General features: G+C 56.5%; 18 protein-coding genes, 1 tRNA gene and 1 pseudogene. 5 read left to right on the top strand and 15 right to left on the bottom strand.

Annotated features, from left to right (window positions below):
- The 8 genes from ETEE_RS17820 to tssB form a co-directional block, all read right to left on the bottom strand.
- Window positions 1–2373: a type VI secretion system Vgr family protein gene (locus ETEE_RS17820; protein WP_049703795.1), complete on the bottom strand. Its 2373-nt coding sequence runs from the start codon at window positions 2371–2373 to the stop codon at window positions 1–3.
- Window positions 2370–5033 carry a type VI secretion system ATPase TssH gene (gene tssH / locus ETEE_RS17825; protein WP_051905104.1) on the bottom strand — a complete coding sequence of 888 codons (2664 nt, stop codon included), beginning with the start codon at window positions 5031–5033 and terminating at the stop codon, window positions 2370–2372. Before tssH ends, ETEE_RS17820 begins: the two co-directional genes overlap by 4 nt.
- Before the next feature lie 177 nt (window positions 5034–5210).
- Complete coding sequence (gene hcp / locus ETEE_RS17830; protein WP_038631614.1) at window positions 5211–5702, bottom strand: type VI secretion system effector Hcp; 492 nt, start codon at window positions 5700–5702, stop codon at window positions 5211–5213.
- A 5-nt stretch (window positions 5703–5707) separates the two neighbouring features.
- Window positions 5708–7438: an OmpA family protein gene (locus tag ETEE_RS17835; protein WP_038631617.1), complete on the bottom strand. Its 1731-nt coding sequence runs from the start codon at window positions 7436–7438 to the stop codon at window positions 5708–5710.
- The gene (gene tssL, locus ETEE_RS17840) at window positions 7435–8124 is read right to left on the bottom strand and encodes a type VI secretion system protein TssL, short form (protein ID WP_034166038.1); all 690 of its coding nucleotides are present in this window, start codon (window positions 8122–8124) and stop codon (window positions 7435–7437) included. The genes ETEE_RS17835 and tssL overlap by 4 nt, the downstream gene beginning before the upstream one ends.
- Window positions 8121–9461 carry a type VI secretion system baseplate subunit TssK gene (gene tssK, locus ETEE_RS17845; protein WP_038631620.1) on the bottom strand — a complete coding sequence of 447 codons (1341 nt, stop codon included), beginning with the start codon at window positions 9459–9461 and terminating at the stop codon, window positions 8121–8123. Before tssK ends, tssL begins: the two co-directional genes overlap by 4 nt.
- Window positions 9462–9478: 17 nt before the next feature.
- Entirely contained in the window at window positions 9479–11026 is a 1548-nt protein-coding gene (tssC, locus tag ETEE_RS17850; RefSeq protein WP_038631623.1) for a type VI secretion system contractile sheath large subunit, read from the bottom strand.
- Between the two features lie 33 nt (window positions 11027–11059).
- Entirely contained in the window at window positions 11060–11557 is a 498-nt protein-coding gene (tssB, locus tag ETEE_RS17855) for a type VI secretion system contractile sheath small subunit (protein ID WP_034166143.1), read from the bottom strand.
- 1142 nt (window positions 11558–12699) lie between these two features.
- Between tssB and ETEE_RS22105 the strand changes: the two genes are divergently transcribed.
- Window positions 12700–12873, top strand: a complete 174-nt coding sequence (locus ETEE_RS22105) for a hypothetical protein (protein ID WP_225865068.1) — start codon at window positions 12700–12702, stop codon at window positions 12871–12873.
- A 20-nt stretch (window positions 12874–12893) separates the two neighbouring features.
- Window positions 12894–13361, top strand: a pseudogene (locus ETEE_RS22110) (DUF4942 domain-containing protein).
- Window positions 13362–13461: 100 nt separating this feature from the next.
- Here the strand turns inward: ETEE_RS22110 and ETEE_RS17865 are convergent.
- The 5 genes from ETEE_RS17865 to yfiR form a co-directional block, all read right to left on the bottom strand.
- Window positions 13462–13549 (bottom strand) — tRNA-Ser (locus ETEE_RS17865).
- A gap of 93 nt (window positions 13550–13642) precedes the next feature.
- Window positions 13643–13783 (bottom strand): hypothetical protein, encoded by a 141-nt coding sequence (locus tag ETEE_RS21665; protein WP_167549812.1) that lies wholly within the window; start codon window positions 13781–13783, stop codon window positions 13643–13645.
- 125 nt (window positions 13784–13908) lie between these two features.
- Window positions 13909–14397, bottom strand: a complete 489-nt coding sequence (yfiB, locus tag ETEE_RS17870) for an outer membrane lipoprotein YfiB (RefSeq protein WP_045427457.1) — start codon at window positions 14395–14397, stop codon at window positions 13909–13911.
- A gap of 21 nt (window positions 14398–14418) precedes the next feature.
- Window positions 14419–15645 carry a diguanylate cyclase DgcN/YfiN gene (gene dgcN / locus ETEE_RS17875; RefSeq protein ID WP_225865069.1) on the bottom strand — a complete coding sequence of 409 codons (1227 nt, stop codon included), beginning with the start codon at window positions 15643–15645 and terminating at the stop codon, window positions 14419–14421.
- Between the two features lie 4 nt (window positions 15646–15649).
- Entirely contained in the window at window positions 15650–16201 is a 552-nt protein-coding gene (yfiR, locus tag ETEE_RS17880) for a regulatory sequestration protein YfiR (protein WP_034165647.1), read from the bottom strand.
- Window positions 16202–16666: 465 nt separating this feature from the next.
- On the opposite strand from yfiR, the gene ETEE_RS17885 reads away from it, so the two are divergent.
- On the top strand, window positions 16667–17017 hold the full coding sequence (locus ETEE_RS17885; RefSeq protein WP_034165649.1) for a nitrous oxide-stimulated promoter family protein: 351 nt from the start codon (window positions 16667–16669) through the stop codon (window positions 17015–17017).
- 28 nt (window positions 17018–17045) lie between these two features.
- Here ETEE_RS17885 and ETEE_RS17890 read toward each other — a convergent pair whose 3' ends face one another.
- Together ETEE_RS17890 and ETEE_RS17895 are read right to left on the bottom strand one after the other, a co-directional pair.
- On the bottom strand, window positions 17046–17477 hold the full coding sequence (locus ETEE_RS17890) for a universal stress protein (protein WP_034165650.1): 432 nt from the start codon (window positions 17475–17477) through the stop codon (window positions 17046–17048).
- 126 nt (window positions 17478–17603) lie between these two features.
- Window positions 17604–17999 (bottom strand): acyl-CoA thioesterase, encoded by a 396-nt coding sequence (locus ETEE_RS17895; protein WP_015461580.1) that lies wholly within the window; start codon window positions 17997–17999, stop codon window positions 17604–17606.
- A gap of 305 nt (window positions 18000–18304) precedes the next feature.
- Between ETEE_RS17895 and ETEE_RS17900 the strand changes: the two genes are divergently transcribed.
- Together ETEE_RS17900 and ETEE_RS21565 are read left to right on the top strand one after the other, a co-directional pair.
- Window positions 18305–18505 (top strand): hypothetical protein, encoded by a 201-nt coding sequence (locus ETEE_RS17900; protein WP_034165651.1) that lies wholly within the window; start codon window positions 18305–18307, stop codon window positions 18503–18505.
- 385 nt (window positions 18506–18890) lie between these two features.
- Entirely contained in the window at window positions 18891–19109 is a 219-nt protein-coding gene (locus tag ETEE_RS21565) for a hypothetical protein (protein WP_034165652.1), read from the top strand.
- The last annotated feature ends 377 nt before the right edge of the window (window positions 19110–19486 follow it).

Consider the following 19486-nt stretch of genomic DNA (forward strand, 5'->3'; position numbering starts at 1 on the left):
TCAGCTCAGCGGCAATGCAGCATCACCCTTAGCCAGGGCTTCGGAAGCGGCATTTTCACAAGCGGTAAATTTAGGGAAAGGTGTATCCTGTTTTGCCGGGCCGTCATAATCAAAATCTGCGCTCTTGATATAAAAATTGCCACCCGTGCCATTTTCTATTTTCGCCGGATCAATTGTGATGTACGAACCACCACACTTAAGCGTTATCTTTTTCTTCGCACTGATAATGATTTCGTCATCGGTGCTCATCACTGTTAGTGCTTTGTTGGCCAGAATATCCATGCCATCGCTTTGCGCCTGGAGCTCCATCTTTCCTCTGGCTGCAACCAGTTTCATTCCAAGCTCCTGGACAAACGCAACAAATCCCGATTTGGCAGCGAGCACCATTCGCTTTAACGAACTGATTTCTGTACTTCCACCGGAAGTCAGCATCTGATTATGATTGGCGCTAAGCTGAATATGTTGCGGAGTGGACAGAGCAATCCCACCAGGAGCACCCGCGACAATGGCGGGCTGTTGCAGCTGATCTACATTCTGCTGCAGGAATTGCTGCTGCGTGCTGTTATCCAACCCTTCGATCTGCGCAGTCTGCAACAAATCTGACAGGGAATTCGCCAGTGACAATGCGTCAGACAGCTGCCGCTTAATTTCATCCATACTCAACTGTTGATCGATAGCTCCAGGCTGAGCCTGCGTTGTCAGCAGTAACCCTTTTCCACCACGAACAGCCACCCACTCATCAGTTCGCAACTCGGCACCTTCACCACGCTTCTTTCTCTCACTGTCCACCAGATGCCCGAGATTCAGCTGACTCTTGCCGCCGTACTCCGTGCTGACCTTGATATGCTCTTTCCCGCGCGCATCGTCGAGGCGGATTTTGTTGTTCGCCGGGGTGCGCAGGACGTTACGTTTGTAGTTCTGAATGGTGACGTGGTCGCCGTGCGCCGAATCGTGCAGCACGCCGGAGATATACGGCCGGTCCGGGTTACCGTCCTCAAAGCCAATCGCCACTTCGGTGCCCGCCAGCAGCGGCAGGTGCAGGCCATAGGTGTCACCGGCATAGGGGCGCGACTGGCGCACCCACAGGCTTTCAAAACCGGTCTCCCAGTTATCGCGGTCGAACAGCATGTTGACGCGGTAGCGGCCATCGCGGTCGATATGGCCGTAGGCGTCATTTTCGGTGGTGCTGGTAACGCGGGCCGGCAGCGTGCCGGCCATCACCGGACGGGCGCCGGGGGCCGGGCGGAAGCCAAAATCCGAGCTGTCCGGGATACCCTCAAAATTCACACCAAAATCTTCATCACGGCGCGCATGGCTGCGCATCGCGGTGATGACCACGCCATGCGCAAACACGTCTGCCACCTCATAGCCGCCGGTGACCTTTAACAGCATACCCGGGAACAGCGTCGGGCAGCTGGTGATGGCGTGGGTCTGCGTCTGCCCATTCAGGTAACGCTCATGCCGGATACGGGCATAGAACGCCCCGGATTCCGGGGCCGGATGGCGGTCGTATTTACTGCCCGGCGTCAGGTAATTGTCGGCATAGTGATAGGCATCACCGTAGGTAGTGGCGTCCCCCCGGGTCACATCGACCTGGGTGTTCATGTCTTCGTGTGCCGCACGGTAGTTGTAATCACGGGTGCTGACCTGCTTCTGCACCACGTGATGATGGGTCTCCATTCCCCACACCGAGTCCACCCCTTTTGAGTGCTGGCCCGACGGCGGCACCGACGGCAGGGTCAGCCCTTTCTCATAGCCCTGCGGGCCGTCGTAAAACTCCACCACATCGATATTGAGGCGCGTATCGGTGGTAAAGCGGAACCAGATGCCCACTTCGCCCAGCAACCGCGTGATGAAATGCAGATCGTCCTCGCCGTACTGCATCACCTGCTCGCGGCGTGGATAGTCCTGCGTCAGCGAGAACAGAAAATCTTGGCCGCGCATGCTGTGGCGCTCGCGCAGAATTTTTTCAACAATCTGCGGAACCGACATGTCCTGATAAATGGCGTTCTGGTGTGAACGGCTGAGCAACGCCAGGCGCGGGGTCAGCGTCAGGGCGTAATGGGTTTCGTCTTTTGAGGTACCGAGGCGTTCAAAACCGCTGACTACCCCCTGAATCACGCGAACGGCCTGTTGCACCTTAATGCCGTAGCCCTGATCCACCGGTGCCTGCAGCGTCAGGGAAGCGGCTTTCATCAGCATCATTTCCTTGCTGATGGCATGATCGCCACTGGTGAACTCAATACGGTAGCTGAACGGTTTGCTCAGGGCTTCGTGCCCCTCAAAGGCTAGGACGTCCAGCCCGGACTCACAGCCTTTTACCGAAAGCCCGTGGTGATTGTGGCTGAAGCGGATTTTGAGATTCGTGCTCATGCGTCAGTTCCTTCTGGTTCAGTGGCTGGGGTATCAAACGCCAGCACAATGCCCTCATCATCGGTCCACGCCAGAGTCAGTAATTTGGGCTTCTGCTTCGCGGCCATATGGGTCAGCAGCTGCTGACTCAGCACCGGCAGAATGTGTTGATTGAGCAGGCTGTCGACGTTACGCGCGCCGGTGTCCGGCAGCAGGCAGGCCGCGGTCAGCGTGTCATACAGGCTCTCGCCAATCTGCGTGGTCAGACCGTAGTGACGCTTCAGGCGTTGACTCACCTGGCTGAGTTTCATCTCCACGATGGTGCGCATGGCCAATTCTGCCAGTGGGCGATAAATCACCGTCTGGAAACGGGCCAGCAGCGCGGGCTGGAAGTGGTCACGTAAAGTCGGGCGCAGCAGTTCGTGCAGGTCGCTTTCGCTGGTGCCTGGCTGTTCATCCAGCAGCTGCATCAGGTGGTCGCTGCCGAGGTTAGAGGTCATCAGAATAACGGTATTACGGAAGTCGATTTCACGCCCTTCGCCGTCGCGCATAAAGCCGCGGTCGAACACCTGATAGAACAGGTTCATCACGTCACGATGGGCTTTTTCCACCTCATCCAGCAGCACCACGCTGTACGGGCGCTTGCGCACCGCTTCGGTGAGAATACCGCCCTGGCCGTATCCCACGTAACCCGGCGGAGAGCCTTTCAGCTGGGATACCGTGTGCGGCTCCTGGTATTCGGAGAGGTTGATGGTAATCAGCGATTTTTCACCACCGTACAGCACATCGGCCAGCGCCAGCGCGGTCTCGGTTTTCCCCACGCCACTCGGACCGACCAGCAGGAACACGCCCTGCGGGCCGTTCTCAGACGTCAGGCCGGTTTTCGCCGCGCGCAGGCGCTGGGCAATGGCGATCAGCGCCACGTCCTGCCCCACTACGCGCCTACCGATTTCAGCTTCCAGGGTCAGCAGTTCGGTCTGTTCATCTTTCATCAGGGAAGACAACGGAACGCCGGTCCAGTCGGCAATCACGTTAGCCACGGTGCGGGTGTCTACGTCCACCTGGACCAGCACATCACCCTGCTGTGCCTGCTCCAATTGCTGTTGCAGGCCAGTAATTTCAGCCTGCTGACTGATGTCCTGACGGCTGGCCATCAACTGCTGTGCTAGCGCCTTTTCGTTGCTGAAACGTGCTTCCTGCTCCTCGATACGCGCTTCCAGTTCAGTCCGCTGCTGCTCAATGACGCCCAGGCGGTCACCATGACGGTTGCTGCCTGCGGCAATATCTTCCAGCAGCGCCTGCTCTTCCAGCGCCAGTGCATTCAGCTGCGCTTTCAGACGCACAATTTGTTCAGGCACCGTGTCGAGACTCATACGCACACGCGCCGCGGCGGTATCCAGCAGGTCAACGGCTTTGTCCGGCAGCTGGCGTCCGGTCAAATAGCGGCGCGACAATGTGACGGCCGCGCGTACCGCGTCGTCAGTGATATGTACGCCGTGGTGTTCGGCATAGCGGGATTTCAGGCCACGCAGCATCAGGCAGGCGGTCTCGTCATCCGGCTCGTCCACTTTCACCATCTGGAAGCGGCGCTCCAGCGCGGCATCACGCTCGAAGTACTGCTTGTACTCGCTCCAGGTAGTGGCGGCAATGGTGCGCAGCTCGCCACGTGCCAGCGCCGGTTTCAGCAGATTGGCCGCATCCGCACCGCCCGCCGGGTTACCCGCCCCGATAATGGTGTGGGCTTCGTCGATAAACAGCAGAATCGGCACCGGCGACTGTTGCACCGCATCGATGACGTTTTTCAGGCGCTGCTCAAATTCGCCCTTTACGCCAGCGCCCGCCTGCAGTAGACCGAGGTCCAGGGTACGCAGAACGACTGTTTTCAGGCTTTCCGGTACGTTGCCTTCGGCAATGCGCAGCGCCAGCCCTTCCACCAGGGCCGTTTTGCCGACGCCCGGCTCACCAACCAGGATCGGGTTGTTCTTGCGACGGCGCGAGAGAATATCCACCATCTGACGGATTTCCGTGTCACGGCCAAACACCGGGTCGATTTTGCCCTCTCTGGCCTTGGCGGTGACATCGAGGGTGAATTTATCCAGCGCGTTCTGCAGCGCAGGCGACAACTCGCCTTCTTTGCCTTCAGAAACGCCGACCGGGCGGCCCACGAACTCAACCGTATCGCTTTTGGCTAATTCTTCATCCAGCTGCACATCCGGGCGTTCGTCTGACTGCGCATCAAGCAGCGGACGCAGACGCTCCAGCTGACTCTGGCCGAGGGTCAGCAGCGGCCACAGGCCATCGCAGCGCACCAGTTTTGGCCTATCGGCCAGCGCCATCAGCAGATGCACACTGCGGATATGCTCTTCGCCATTAAGGGAGGCAATCAGCCAGGCTTCCTGCATCAGTGTCTGAATGCTGTTTGAAAGCTGCGGGCGACTGCAAACAGAGCGGGGAAGTGAATCCAGCCAGCCGAGCAAATCCTGCCACAGCGCATCCATATCCCACTCGTAGCGACGGGCGATCACCGTCAGGTCACCCTCCCCCTGCTCCAGCAGCTTCAGCAGCCAGTGCTCAGGCAGGATTTCCGCATGGGTGCGGATCTGGCAGAGCGAGGCCGCCCCCTCCATCGCACGGGCACAGTGAGGATTCAGACGTCGCAGCAGGATGGCTGGATTTTCCATGACTTTCTCTCTTTGTCGGTTCCTGGACACGCTACCGCCCCTCACTATTTCCCGTTCAGGGGACCAAAGCGCACACGGTCGGGCTGGCAGTTTGTGGTTTTCTTTGCTCAACGCCCGCGCAGACAGACGTTGAGCAAAAATGGAAAAGCGGACAGAAAAAACCTGTCCGCTGGTGACTTACGCGGTAGCGCGTTCGCTCCAGGAGTCGGAATGAATGATGTTGCCGTCTTTGTAGGTCCAGGTGATTTTTTCGTAACGCAGTTCGATCTGCTCAAGGTGGTTGTGTTTCTCGAAGGCAGGATCCTTGATGTCGTGCATCTTCGGAGCCACTTTCACCACCTTCACGTTCTCCAGTCTGGTGTTGAAGTACTCCACTTCCTGGCCCGCATCGTTGATTTTGTACCACCGAAACTCCGCAGACTTCAGGGTCTGCCCGGTGGTCACCGCCTTGTACAGGTACGGGCTGGACGAATCGATCTCTTTGCTGAACAGGAACGGGGTGTGGATACGGGTACCGGTCAGCTTGCCGGTGTTGTTATCGGTCGGGATATACAGGTTATGCTCCTGGGCCACCACTTCGATGCTGCCTTCGCGATCCTGCACGTCCACAGACCCTTTAATGTCCGCACCGCCATCGTCCTTCAGCCAAAGATAAACAGGAATTGCCATGAGAGTTACTCTCCATTTGATTGTGATACGTCATCATCCTGCGATGACGCTGGGGTTTCGCCGGGTATCTGACAGGCATTAGCCTGCGGTACCAGACTGATTTCGACACGACGGTTAAGTGCGCGCCCTTCCGGGGTGTCATTGGTTGCGACCGGGCGGCTTGCGCCATAGCCCTGCACCGCAAAACAGCTTTCCGGCACATCGCCGGTGTCACGCATCCAGTCGCGTACCGCTTCGGCACGCTTCAGGGACAGCGTCTGATTCAGTTGAGGGCTGCCGGTGTTATCGGTGTGACCACTGACGACAATCAGCCAGCCCGGCTTCGCCTTGATGCCGACCAGTGAGTTCACAAGCCATTTGGTGGAGCCGGTTTTCAGTACCGATTTGCCGGAATCGAACAATGACATGCTGTCGAGGCGGACAATTTTCGGTACCGGTTTAGGTTTCGATACCCGTTTGGGCGTCGGCTGCGCTTCAGATTCAAACGGCGGGGGCACATAAGCATGGATCGCATCCAGTAGCGGCATTCGCAGACGCTCACCCTGATATAAACCGAGGCTCAGACGGGGCGGTATCCCGTTGCGCGCCAGATTATCCAGCGCTGCCGCATCGTCACGCAGGACAGCAACGGCGTCGGCTTTGGGGCCGAAATCATGCATCGGGATACGGTCGTAGCGGGCAATATCAACGCTCACACGCTGCAGCAGCTGGCGATTGTTCCAGCCACTACTGAGCAGCGCTGCAATCGCCGCCAGCGTGAAAATCCCGAGCGCACAACGGAAGGCTCGCCCACGCGGCGTCAGGCCTCGCCCTTCCGGCAGCAGCGGCAGGATAAAATCTGGCAACGGGGAGATAACCGAACTGTCCGTTCCCACTGGCTGCCAGCCCGCCACCTGCTGCATGGCGGTGTGGCGGGACAGCCACGCGGTCCAGGCCGATGTGGCCAGACTTCCGGCAAGGATCGGCCCCATACCCCACAGCTCCGCAACAGGTATAATGGCAGGAACATCGGAGTTCTCATCCATAAAGACAGCTTTGACGTGTTGATGGAACCAGCTCATCAGGCTGTTCATCAACACCTGTTGCTGCATCGCAGGCGACCCACCGGCGGTGACCCATGCAGCGATGGAACCCGGCGCCGAAGACGCACGCCAGACTCTCACGCCTTCCCCTGGGATAGCCGCCTGCCAGAGCAGATCATTCGTCATCGCGCTGCCAATCTGACCATGCAGGACCAGCGGCACAGAATGACCCGTCTCTTTACGCAGCCGGCTGATTTGCCAGCGCAGGGCCAGCAGGCAACGGGTAAGATGCCCGCTGTCGGCGTATTTCTGCGGACAGACGCTGACCATCACCGACAGCTGATCTCCCCAGCCAGGGCGAAGCCATAACAGCTGACGGGCTGTCTGCTCCAGATCCTGAGGGCTCTCCACCCGGATCCAGCACCCCTGGGTGACGGTCAGGACCTGAGATTGCCCGGGCCAGGCCTGGGGGAGATCCCCACAGACCAGCACCACGGGCTGGCGATAGGTGGCGTCAGGCAGGTCGTCGGGGCGCAACGTCGATTCATGCTCTGCACGCCGGCTGGCCACAATCCAGCACGCCAGGATAACCCCCAGCAGCGCCAGCAGAAGCAGCATGGAACCCCCTCGGGATCCCGGCAGAAAACCCAGACAGATCACCGTACTCAGCAGGGCGGCCCACAGCGCAAGTCCGCGCTGTTGTGCCGGACTCATTTCACGACTCCCGGCAGCAGGCTCAACAGCATCTGATCCAGCCAGTGATCCAGGCCCCACCAGAGTGCGGCGACCGCCAACATGCTCAAAGCAATACTCACGGGCCATGACGCCAGCCAGCCGCCCACGCCCCATCCAGCACGGCTTTCCGCCAGCACCGGATGGGACGCTGGATAGCGGAACGGCGTGACATGTTCATTGAGTGCATTGACGAGTTTCTGACGTTCCGGGTCATTCTGAGAATGGAAACTGCCCAGGAAACCCAGCATCATCACACGCTGGAAGCAGGTCACAACGGCATGATCAGGCGCCGGCTCACGCAGCACATCACGCATCCGATCGCACAGCGTATCGCCGGCATCCATGGTCCCCAGGAAATGTCCCTGCAGGGGAATGTCATACCACTGCACACAGGCGTCATCCTCCACGCCGCGCCCCTTGACCGTCTCATCAAGCAGCGCACATTGCGCGGCAAGAATGTGCTGACAGCCCGCCTCATCCAGCTCACGCGCTTTCAGCTCTTGCTGGACCCGCTCCACATCAGCAATACAGCGCTCCCACAAGGTGCGCCCTTCGCCATCCTGGAATGTCGGGCCGTGACGCAGGCTGATCACCTGCAGCCAGGTATCCTGCAGCAGGGCGTCAATATCGATGGACGCGGCCGCGCCGCGTTTACGCTCACTCATGTTCTCAATACCGCAAAGAGTTCAAGCTCAGGCTCGCCGAGCATCCCCGGGACATAAAACATACAGCTGCCGCTTTGCAGCATCTCGGTGGCCAGTGGGTGTGTCACATCGAGGCTGAAATACTGATTTTCCAGGCGCAGCGGAATGGCGGCCGGCACATGACGTAGCGGCGCCAGAGGCACACCCACCCGTGAAGAATTGACGATACTCCTGACATGATCGGGACTACCGACCTTGCACTGACGCGGGAACCGCTCCTGCAGCTGAGCCGCCGGCATCGATGAACGTACGGAGAGATAGTAATCAGCCCCTTCGCGCAGGCGCAGGTCATGCAGACGGGCATGCCAGACGTGAAGCCGGGCATCGTGCTCAAGCTCAATCGACACCACCCGCGACGGCAGGCTGGCTTCCAACAGATCGCCCAGCAAATCAAACAGCGGCGGAAAAACGTTATTCAGCTGCTCATGCTGCCAGACAGGAATAGCACTCACCTGGTGCTCCAGTGAGAAGGTCAACAGGCTGCCCGCAAGGCGCGCCAGCTCCGGATACAGACGCTCGGGCGGGCTTTGCGGGTGGCGCTGAAACTGCCCCAGCACCGGTTCTGCGCTGTTTAGGGCATTGAGCAGCCAGAACAGGGAGACGTCCGCCACGGCAAAATCCGCCATGCGCTCGTTACTTTCCCTGCGCATGGCCATCAGGCGACGGCGGCGGGCGCGCAGCTGCGTCATCAGTTGCTCCAGTTGGGTCACCAGCCAGCGACTGCTCTGGATGGTAAGGAGCGGGGGGAGATACGCCTCATCAAGCGCCCAGCGCCCCTGTGAATCCTGCCGCAGACGAGCGACCGGGCAGATCAGGTAATCGCTGTTGTTCTGATGGATGAAACGCAGCGTCAGCTCCGGCTGCATCACCGCAATCTGGCGAGTATCCTCCCCGAAGGTATTGCGGACATCCCGCCAGCGCTGGCGATAGCGAACAGGGCGCCCGGCCACCTCATCGGGTTTAAGACAGTTGCCACCATTCGCCCGCAGCAGCGGAAGGGCCAGAACCACCACCACTTCCTGTGATTCACCCTCAAGCGCCAGCGCCGGCGGCAAGTCGTCAGCATTATCCGTATCGATAAGCGTACCGTCCGGAAACCGGATATGCAGGTGGCGGGCCTGCAGGCGGCCCAGTTTCAGTGCATCCGGTTCAAAAACGGCATTTATCACGCCCCAGGGCTGTGCAAGACCCAGCCGGGCAATACATTCCGCAGACCAGGCCGCGTATGCGGCCTGTTGCTGGAAGTGCTGGGGAGAGACCATAACGCCCCTGCCCCATAACGGTTGTTCCGTTTTCATCGGCTTCCTGCCTTAGCTTATGATTTCGCCTTCGGCATCTGAGAGACCAGTGACAGGTTGACGTCCATGCCCTCCACCTGGAAGTGCGGGACGGCATACAGCTTCACACGGAAGAAGCCCGGGTTATCTTCAATGTCCTCGACCACCACTTTGGCATCGCGCAGCGGGTGGGACGCCTGCAGCTCGTCGCCCGGATCGGTCATTTCGGTGACCAGACCTTTCACCCAGGTGTTGAGCTCCAGCTCCAGCAGACGACGGTCTTTGGTGGTGCCAATATTTTCACGCTGAATCAGCTTCAGGTAGTGGGCAATACGTGACAGCAGGAAGATATACGGCAGACGGGCGTTGATACGGCTATTGGCCGTCGCATCCGCAGTGTCGTAAAGCGCCGGTTTCTGGGTGGAATTGGCCGAGAAGAAGCAGCTGTAGTCGCGGTTCTTGTAGTAAGAGAGAGGAATGAAACCCAAATTGGCGAACTCAAATTCACGGGTTTCCGGGGTCATCACTTCGGACGGGATTTTCACCTGGCTGCCGGTGCCCAGATCGTAAAGATGGATTGGCAGGTCCTGAACGGCACCACCAGCCTGCGGGCCACGGATCTGTACACACCATCCGTTGTTGATAAAGCTGCGCACCATGTTGGCCGCGAAGGCAAACGAGGCGTTGGTCCACAGATATTTGTCGTGGTCCGGGCCCTTCACTTCTTCCACATAGTTGAAACTGCGCACCGGCACGGTGTCCGGGCCATACGGCAGACGGCCCAGCACGCGCGGCATTACCAGGCCGATATAGCGGGCGTCATCGGTCTCGCGAAAGGATTTCCACTTGATATATTCGGCGCGGTCAAAGTGGTTACCGATATCTTTAATGGCCGCCACCTCCTCCATCGAATCCTTGAGGAAAAATTTCGGGCCGGCCGCGCCGATAAAGGGCATATGGGCAGCGGCCGAGACTTTCGAAATATTGCGTAGCAGGGCAACGTCCTGCGCAGAGGCATCAAACTCGTAAGCCGAAATCAGGGCCGCAATCGGCTCTCCACCCGGCGTATCGTATTCATCGATATAGGTGTGTTTATACAGCCCGCTCTGGATAATCTCCGGACTGTCTTCAAAATCCTGACGCAGGTCGTCTTTAGACATATCCAGCAGTTCAACTTTCACATTCTGGCGAAAATCAGTTTTATCGACCAGAGATTTAACGCCGCGCCACAGGCTTTCTACCGCCTGGAATTCTCCGCTGTGCATTATCGCATCCAGCTGACGGCTAATCTGGTAGTCCAGCTCAGCGATATGATGGTCAATCAGGTTTTTGTCGAGTTTCTCAACTTTTGAACCCGATTTTTTCAGGCATTCCAGAAATACTTGCATCCCGGCCGTTAACCGCTCATCTGCCGTCGCATCGGACATCGCCTGCGCGTCCTGCCAGATATCCAGCGCGCTCAGCGCGGAGACCGGGCTCAAATTGATTTTTTCAAACAGCGACGCATAAACCCCGCCAGCGACAGGGGGTTCGAGCACCTCGCTCTTACTACCCGCGATATTTTCATTTTGTACAGACATGAGCATTCCTTGATTAATCCGTTATAACATCGTGAGGGGTTAAGGCTGTTTTGGAGCCAGAGCGGATAGCTCGCTCCTGAGCTCTGCGCTTAACGCCGGATCCCGCAGAATCTTTTCCAGCTCTTTTCGGAAAGTCTGGTTATCCAGCAGGTTCGCCTTTAAATCACGAAGTAAATTACGCATGGAAAGCATGGCCTTCAGCTGGGGAATTTGCCGTGAAACCTGCTCTGGAGAGAAATCCTTCATGCTCTGGAATCTCAGGCTGATATTATCTTCGCCAGCGTCATCAGCAAGGGTGTTTTTAACGGTAAGATTAACCTTTGGGGAATACTCGGAAAGCACTGCGTCAAAATTGTTTTTATCTAAATTAACCTTTTCGCGCTCAAACAATGGTGCAGACGCCTGACCATTACTGAAGTCACCCGCGATCAGCAACTTCAAGGGGAGCTCAGTCTTTTTGCCTGCGCCACCGGTATGCAGGTCAAGTTTGAGATTAATGCGCGCCTTTGGCACTTCGTTCTGGAAACTTCCTGCCATACACCCCATCCTATTTATATAAATGTCAGCGAAAAAAAACAAACCTAACGCCGACTAGACCAAGGTACAGGCATTGATCAGTATTTCAACGACAAAAGCAAGCATTAGATATATTTTTAGGACGTTGTCTAGATTTATTCTTAATCTGTTTATAAGTGATGCTATAACTTATTCAAAAAACACATAACATAAAGAGAATAAATTAATTATCAATATCATATCCATCATCTATTTATTATATATCCACCACTATTTGCCTTATATCTATTTCTTGACGGATGTTGACGAAGAATGCACGTACTTTAAGGTAAAGTTGCTAATGACGAAGGAGGCCAAGCGCTTTACCGACGACAGCGACAACGTTAAGCAATCTTATTTTCACCATGGCTTGAACGCTGGGGCGATGAGCTACCCACCATTGATAGAAAGAAGGCCTTACGCCACTTAAATAAATACCTCGATATTTTATCGAATTTTTACTTGCTCTCCAGCTCAGGCATCAACATAACATATATTCCTGGGGCGGAGGAGTCAGACAAGTGACAATGCAGTCCATCCTCAACAACGCTATAGCCACCGATTACCTGAAATACTGCGGTGCCCCATCCTGAGAGAAATGGCACTATTTGCTACTCTCCATAACGAGCGCTTCCCATACTGGTATTAGCCACCAATGCGGCTCTCAACATTCTAATTTTACGGGCTGCAAGATATGAGCAGTTGCAATACCGACACTATTTTCGACAACGACGAAGATAATACGGATTCAGTGGTACTGCTGCCCTGGATTGAGCAGCCACAGAACGATGTGTGTGATCTTCACTATCTTCGATCTTTGTCTTCTGTATATACCCAAAACCAGTAATAAGACTATGTTCCACACACCATGTATATCAGCGCTAGCCCTCAGCGATGGCGCTTTGCTTTGCTTTGACATAAGGACAAACACCATACCTGAACTCTCCTTCACCACATCCGACGTTTTAATCGATCGCACTGACGTAATTCTCTCCACCAGCATTGCATGTATTATCACCCTCCGCCAGAACGCGCTTCAGCGACTAGCGCCGGTTATTCAATAAATCGCAAAAGTCTTCCACCCCACGCAGCGTATTGACGGTGACACCACTGAGCGCTGGGGAATGGCACTGGATAATCGCTATGAATACTGGCGACTCCAGCCACAGAAAAAGGCCATGTCCATCATGATCCACAATATCGACCGAGAGATCTGGAACGATCTGATGACGCGTTCAACCACAGCCATGCTGGCATTAATGGATGCACAGACCGCGATGAATGGCATCGCGATCTGAAAAGCAACGGTTTTCCGGAAATCAGCGCAGCGAACATCCTCGCTGCCTTCAAGCTATTGCATGATAGCAGAGGAGAAACGTTTGAACCCCGTGTCACTAACGTATTCAACTCCCTGAGTTGGGGCTATCGCACCAACTGCCCGTATTACTTCAGGAAAAAGATTATCGTGAATGCACTGTTCAGATATGACCGGTGAGGATTTCACTTCAGCCGAGGCGCTCGCAGTCATCAATTGGTAGATCTGGAACGCATGCGACATCAGCTGGACGACGAACCTGTACCGGATAATCGAGCCAATATTACATCACGGTTCGATGACCACGTGAGTCGTCATAGAAAAAGTGCAGAGGACTACAGAGACGATTATCTATTGATTCGCGACTTCCAGAAAGGGTCAGCCCACATCACCTTTAGGTGGCCTAAGCTGGTGGAAAAGATGAATGACATCATCGTTAGATGCTACCTGGGGATGTTGGCAGCAAGATAGTGCTAAGAAATACGGTCCAGAGAGAAACGATAGTCTCTCATACACGTCGGTGACGGAAGGCAGAAACGAAAAACCCCGCGCTACGCGCGGGGTTTGAATTTGGCGGAAGGACAGAGATTCGAACTCTGGGAGCTGTTACACTCGACGGTTTTCAAGACCGTTGCCTTAAACCACTCGGCCATCCTTCCAATGGCTGAGGATATTAATCGGCTCCGAGCCCCTTGTCCAGTTCTAAAATCATCTTTTTACTCAACCGGCTAGCAAATGAGCAGCCCATTTGCTCAGCCGTGTAGCCGCTGGGTTTTGACGCCGCCCAGAGACGCTTTCAGCATCTTCATCGCCGTATTCCAGCGACTGGCGCTATGGCAGACCAACGCATACTTGGCCACGCAGCGTGCGACCTGTAACCTTCTGCTATTCATAGGCTCCTCCTCCGTCAACGTATTTCAGATAAAGCCTATACCCAACGGATTCAATATTTGTATGAGAAATGTAAAGTTGACGGAGGATGTAACGACAGCGGTAACGCGGCCGCGGCGGCGTTCGGCTACGGCGCCTGAATCACGATCGCGACGCGCCGGTTCTCCGCCCGGCCCTGACGGGTCGCGTTGTCGGCGATCGGATTGCTTTTCCCCATGCCGCGCGTCGTCAGGTTCGCCCGCGGCATCCCTCCGCTGGCCATGGCATCCGCCACCTTATCGGCCCGCTTCAGCGACAGCTGCTGATTGTACTGATCCGTTCCGTAGTTGTCGGTATAGCCATCAAGGCGCGCGTGCAGGATAGCCACCTGCGACAGCGTACGCCCGAGCTCGGCCACATGCGCCTGGCTCTCCGGACGCAGCGTCGCCTGGTTATTCCCGAACAGTACCTTCTCCGACATGCCAAAGCTCCACCCCTCCGGCGTCGGGGTAAAGCCCTGCTGCTGCAGTACGGCAATCTGCTGGGGTGAAAACGTCGCCTTATGCTGACAGCCGCTTAAGAGCGCACAGCCCAGCGCCATCCCCAGAGCCCAGCCCTTTCGTTGTTGTATTTGCATCGTGTGTGATTCCCTTGCCTATTAAAGTACACTCCAGCCGCCGCCGCGCTGCTTACTGCGGTACATGGCGGCATCCGCCTTATCCAGCAGCACGGCCGGTTGGCTATGAGGAGACGACAGCGTAAAACCGATACTGAAGGTCATACTGACCCGTACGCCGTTGCTCAACACAATCGGCTGCGGAACCGCCTGCAGGATGCCGCGGGCGACCCGCTCCGCCTCTCGGGGCGCCTCAATATTGCGCAGCAGGATGGCAAACTCATCCCCGCCAAGGCGCGCCACCATATCCGTCTTACGGATCTGTTGGCTCAGGCGGCTGGCCACCTCCACCAGCACCCGATCCCCCGCCGCATGGCCCCAGGTATCGTTAACCGCCTTAAAGCCGTCTCCGTCAAGAAACATGACGCAGACCCGCTCCTGGCGCGGATTAAGGCTCTCCAACATATTCATAAAGCAGGTGCGGTTGGGCAGGCCGGTCAGCGGATCGTGCAGTGCCTTATAGGTCAGCACCCCATTTTCATTGATCAGCAGCGTATGCTGCGATTCGACCTCCGTAAGCAGGCTGTTAAAACCCCGGCTCAGCTCTTCGATCTCGGCGATCTGTGAATGGGGTACCCGTAATGAATAGGTGCGCTGCTCGCGTACCTGCCGGGCCACTTTGGCGATCGCGTACAGCTCGTCCACAATGCCGGCATGCATGCGCCGCACCAGATACAGCGACAGCAGCGCGATCAGGATCAGGCAGCACAACAGCCCCAGCAGCAGATAGCCCAGGAAACGCATCAGCATCGAGCCGTCCGCCTTCAGGGTCACAAAGCCGATCAGCTGGCCATTGTGCTCAATGGGGCCGCTGACCGAGCTGGGCAGCAGCCAGCCGCGCAGCAGGCGGTTTAGCGACTCATGGGATGGCGTAGAGGAGTTCCAGCGCACCCATACCTGATGCTGCACATCGGTGATCGTCGCCTCTGCGATCTGCTCTCGCCTGGCTATCATATTCAGGGCATCCAATGCCGCCGGCTTATCGTTAAAGACCACCGCCGCCTCGCTGGTATAGCTGATGGTCATAGCCACCAGATGCAGGTTGTGCTCCGCGTAGGTGCGCAGCGTAAACAGCGACAGCAGCGACAGCGGGATACCGGCCAGCAGCAGCGTCACCGCAATGATCATGATGTGAATACGCTGAAACATGCGGCGCAGCGTCGGGCGATCCGTGCGTGACCTGGCTCTCTTGGAAAATAAGCGTTTCACCCTGTTACCCTTTTTTCTTTGCCAAGAGCAGCACATTAGGGTTTACCTGTATGTTGCTGCGTGCCAGCGTATCCAGATTCAGCTCAAAAGTGACGTTATGCTCCCCCACCTGCAGACAAAAGGCGCTGCCGTTAACGCATTCACGGTTACCCTCCGCGATAGTCAGCAGACTTTTCCCCTGCAGCTGTGCCATAACAGACTGCTGGAGCGCCGGACTGATATCGCCGTAATAAGCCACGTCGCACCGCTGTAAAATATCCTGCGGTGCAAAGGCAAGCTCCTGTACGGTAAGCTGCGGCGTCGGCGGCATGGATAGCAGCTGCCGGGCAAAATGCGTCGGTGGAATAATACATAGACGAACGGGTACGTGCGGCGTCGGCCAACGGGTAAAGCTAATCATCCCGGTTACGATACGCGCGACATCACGCTCCCGCATACTCTGCAGGCTGTCTGCCGGTAATGCGGCGACAGCCATACTGGCCGGTAGAAGCGCACCTCCTGCCAGCAAACTGACGGCCATCATACCCACTAGCCATTTTTTAAGCGGATGAAACATTGTGACACTCATGCAGCAGGCTCAGCGACTCCCCGGTATTTTCTCTGATACTCAGGGACGCGCCTCCCTGCAACTATCCGCCCCGAGGATGAAACCATTAAGTGTAAAAAAAGTACACAAGTAAACAATAGGATTTTTCTTGCGCCCGAGTGAATTTGGGGTGAAAGCCGCGCCGCTCTCCGCGAGAAGGAGATGGCCATCTCACCGTGCCATTATTTATAGAGGACGGTTAAATCCCCTTACTCTCTATCGGAACATTTGCCGTTTTCTTTAATCAGCGGCGCTCAGAGAGCGCGGCACGATAATGGTATAGGATTAAAAGCCAACTAAATATTGCGCAAGATAAAGCCAATATTACGCAAGATAAAAGCATAGTCGCGATGGCCCGAGCGACGCGGCAGGTTATGCCATAATTCAGCGCAATTTTTGCTAAAATAGGCCGTACAGTTACCGGGAGAGAATACGATGGGAAAGCGGACCCTACGCGAACAGTTAACGATCCAGTGCATGATACGGCTATATCAGTCTGCGGCGCCCGATGCGCGGCACGCCGAGGCGGCCCATTTCGAGCAGCTGTATCAGTATGCCTGCCAGCGCCTGGCGCGCTGCCCGTTCGGCGAGGACAAGCCCGCGTGCAAACGGTGTCCAATCCACTGCTATCAGCCGGCCAAGCGAGAGGAGATGAAAGCGGTGATGCGCTGGGCCGGGCCGCGCATGCTGTGGCATCACCCTCTTCTGGCCCTGCGCCATCTGTTGGACGATCGGAGACCGGTGCCGCCGCTGCCGGAAAAATACCGCCGCCGGGAGCGCCGCTAAAGACCGGCGGCGCCCGCCCCGGACGCGTTTAGCGCACCACCAAGACGCTGGTGGTCGCGTAGCGCACGATCTTGGTGGCGTTGGAGCCCAGCAGGTAGGTGGACATACTGGGACGGCGGGAGCCAATGACGATCAGATCGGCGCCGATCTCCGCGGCCTCCTTCAATACCTCGTCATAGATAGACCCCTTACGGATCTGGCAGCCCACGCTGCTGGGATCGCTCAGGGCGATCGTCTCCGCCAGCGCCTGCATCTTATTCATGCACTCTTCCGCCAGAATATCCTCAAAGCGCAGGGTCTCTTTATTCAGACGGCTGAGTGAACAGTCGGGCACCTGCATGACATAAAGCAAACAGATCTGTACGGCCTCCTGGACCGCCAGCGCGTTGACCTCCTGCAGCGCGGCCTGAGTCAGCGCCATCTCGTCCAGATCGACAGGAACCAAAATCGTCTTATACATCGTTAACCTCCTGTTACGCTTGCCTTGTGGGATGTTATCACCGCCATACCCAAAAAGGGGCACGGGAGTCCGGTTTATGGAGCCAGTTAACATTTTTCCCTACTGGCAGGCGTATTAGGAGAATAATTAATCAAACAATGGCACAGGACGGCCATCATCATCCACCGCGACAAAGTTAAACTGGCCGTTGATCACCTCTTCCCGTCCCTCGCGGTACATGTCTTCCAGGAAGATGGTCACGCTTACCGTAAGGCTGGTGCGCCCGACGCGCGTCACTCGCCCATCCAGCTCAACGATAGAGCCCGATGGAATAGGATGCTGAAAGTTAATCCGCTCGGTAGAGACCGTCACCAGGCGCTTACGGCAAAAGCGAGTTGCGGTAATAAAGGAAACCTCGTCCATCCAGGCCAGGGCGGTGCCGCCAAACAGCGTAGCGTGGTGGTTGATGGTGGTAGGAAACACGACCTTAGCAACCCGGGTCGCCGATTGCGTTATTTTTTGTTCGATAGCAGGTGAGTTCATTGCGATGGTATACAGCTGATATGGATCTTATAGAGCCGGTGATATTAACACACGCCAGGTGCCACCCAGGCCACATATTTTACCATTCCTGGCTATAGCAGATTGAAATTCTGCATAATACGCACCATATACACTATATGAATAGTCGATGTCCCTCGGCAAACGGCGCAAACGGCGCGCGCTGGCATCGACGCTCAGCCAGGCCCGCGCCGGGACGCGCTGAGCAAACGCCGGCGCACCGGCGGTGCCCCGGACGCCCACGGCGCGGGATCCCCCACATAACCCCTGAGGAATGGGATAGATAGATGGCAGATGCGTTAATCGGATTTGTTCTGCTGGTCAGCCCCTGCGGCCACGATGCCTGTGACGCCCTGCCGGTCACAGAGGATATTTACCCAACCCGCGTCGAGTGCCAGCAGATGATAGATCGCCTGCACCAGCGCCGTCCCAACGTGGTGTTATTCTGCGGTGAGGTCTATCGCGATGAAAGTGAAAAGCCGCGCTGACAGCGCGGCGATGGGATAGCGCTGAAGCGGGGCGCGCCGCCGCCCTCCGCCCGTCGGGGACGATAGAGGCCCCCCGCCGCGGACGACGCCGCACCGCCTGCGTCACGCGCGCCGCGCCTAGCGCTCCTCACGCACCGTGGGTTCAGTGGGACCGAATGCAATAAGCGCCAAGAGACTGACCAGATAACTGACATGGCAGCTACGCAGGATTTGCCTGAACAGCTTCATGTGTGACTCCTTTGGAGGGATGCCCAGTCTTACTCTACCCGTTCGCCCATAAAGCGCCAGCCCGCCGCATGATGGGGCTCACACTCCTGCCATCTTTCTTTATATACACCATATACGCCCGCTGAACGCCTGACACAGACATAGGGCTGAGGGTTCTTTGACATCGGATACGTCGCTCCCCCTACCCAACCGCATTCGCCGGCGCGGCGGCAAGATCGCTAGCGTCATCGCTAAAGAGAGAGACAGCAGAGGCAGAGAGTTTGAACGGATTGAACAGATTGAACGGATTGAACAGATTGAACGGATTGAACAGATTGAACGGATTGAACAGATTGAACGGATTGAACAGATTGAACGGATTGAACAGTCTGACTGATCTGGGCGGTCCGAATGCACCGCTGGGAGGCGGGCACGCAGCCCGAGAGGCCGCGTGCGTGCCGCTATGCTTAGTAGTAGTTCTGTGAGGTCAGCTGCAGCAGAACCGAGTTCAGATCATGCATAAAGGATTTAACTTGTTTCATTTTAAACTCCTTAAAAGTGTGAGCTACATCTCTATTTCGAGAGAGATATTAGCGCATTCCCGGCATTAATCAACACACAATCCAAACTTTTTTTTAATCATTCAAAATATTTTTGCACAAAATTCCTCGCCAGGCCGCGCCCCGCCTGGCATCACATCGTTTCACGCTGATGGTAAATGTTATGCAATATGAGCCAGTGTTGACGATAGGTGAGTGAGCGCGGAGGAATGAG

It is taken from the genome of Edwardsiella anguillarum ET080813 (genome assembly GCF_000264765.2).
GTDB classification, from domain to species: domain Bacteria; phylum Pseudomonadota; class Gammaproteobacteria; order Enterobacterales; family Enterobacteriaceae; genus Edwardsiella; species Edwardsiella anguillarum.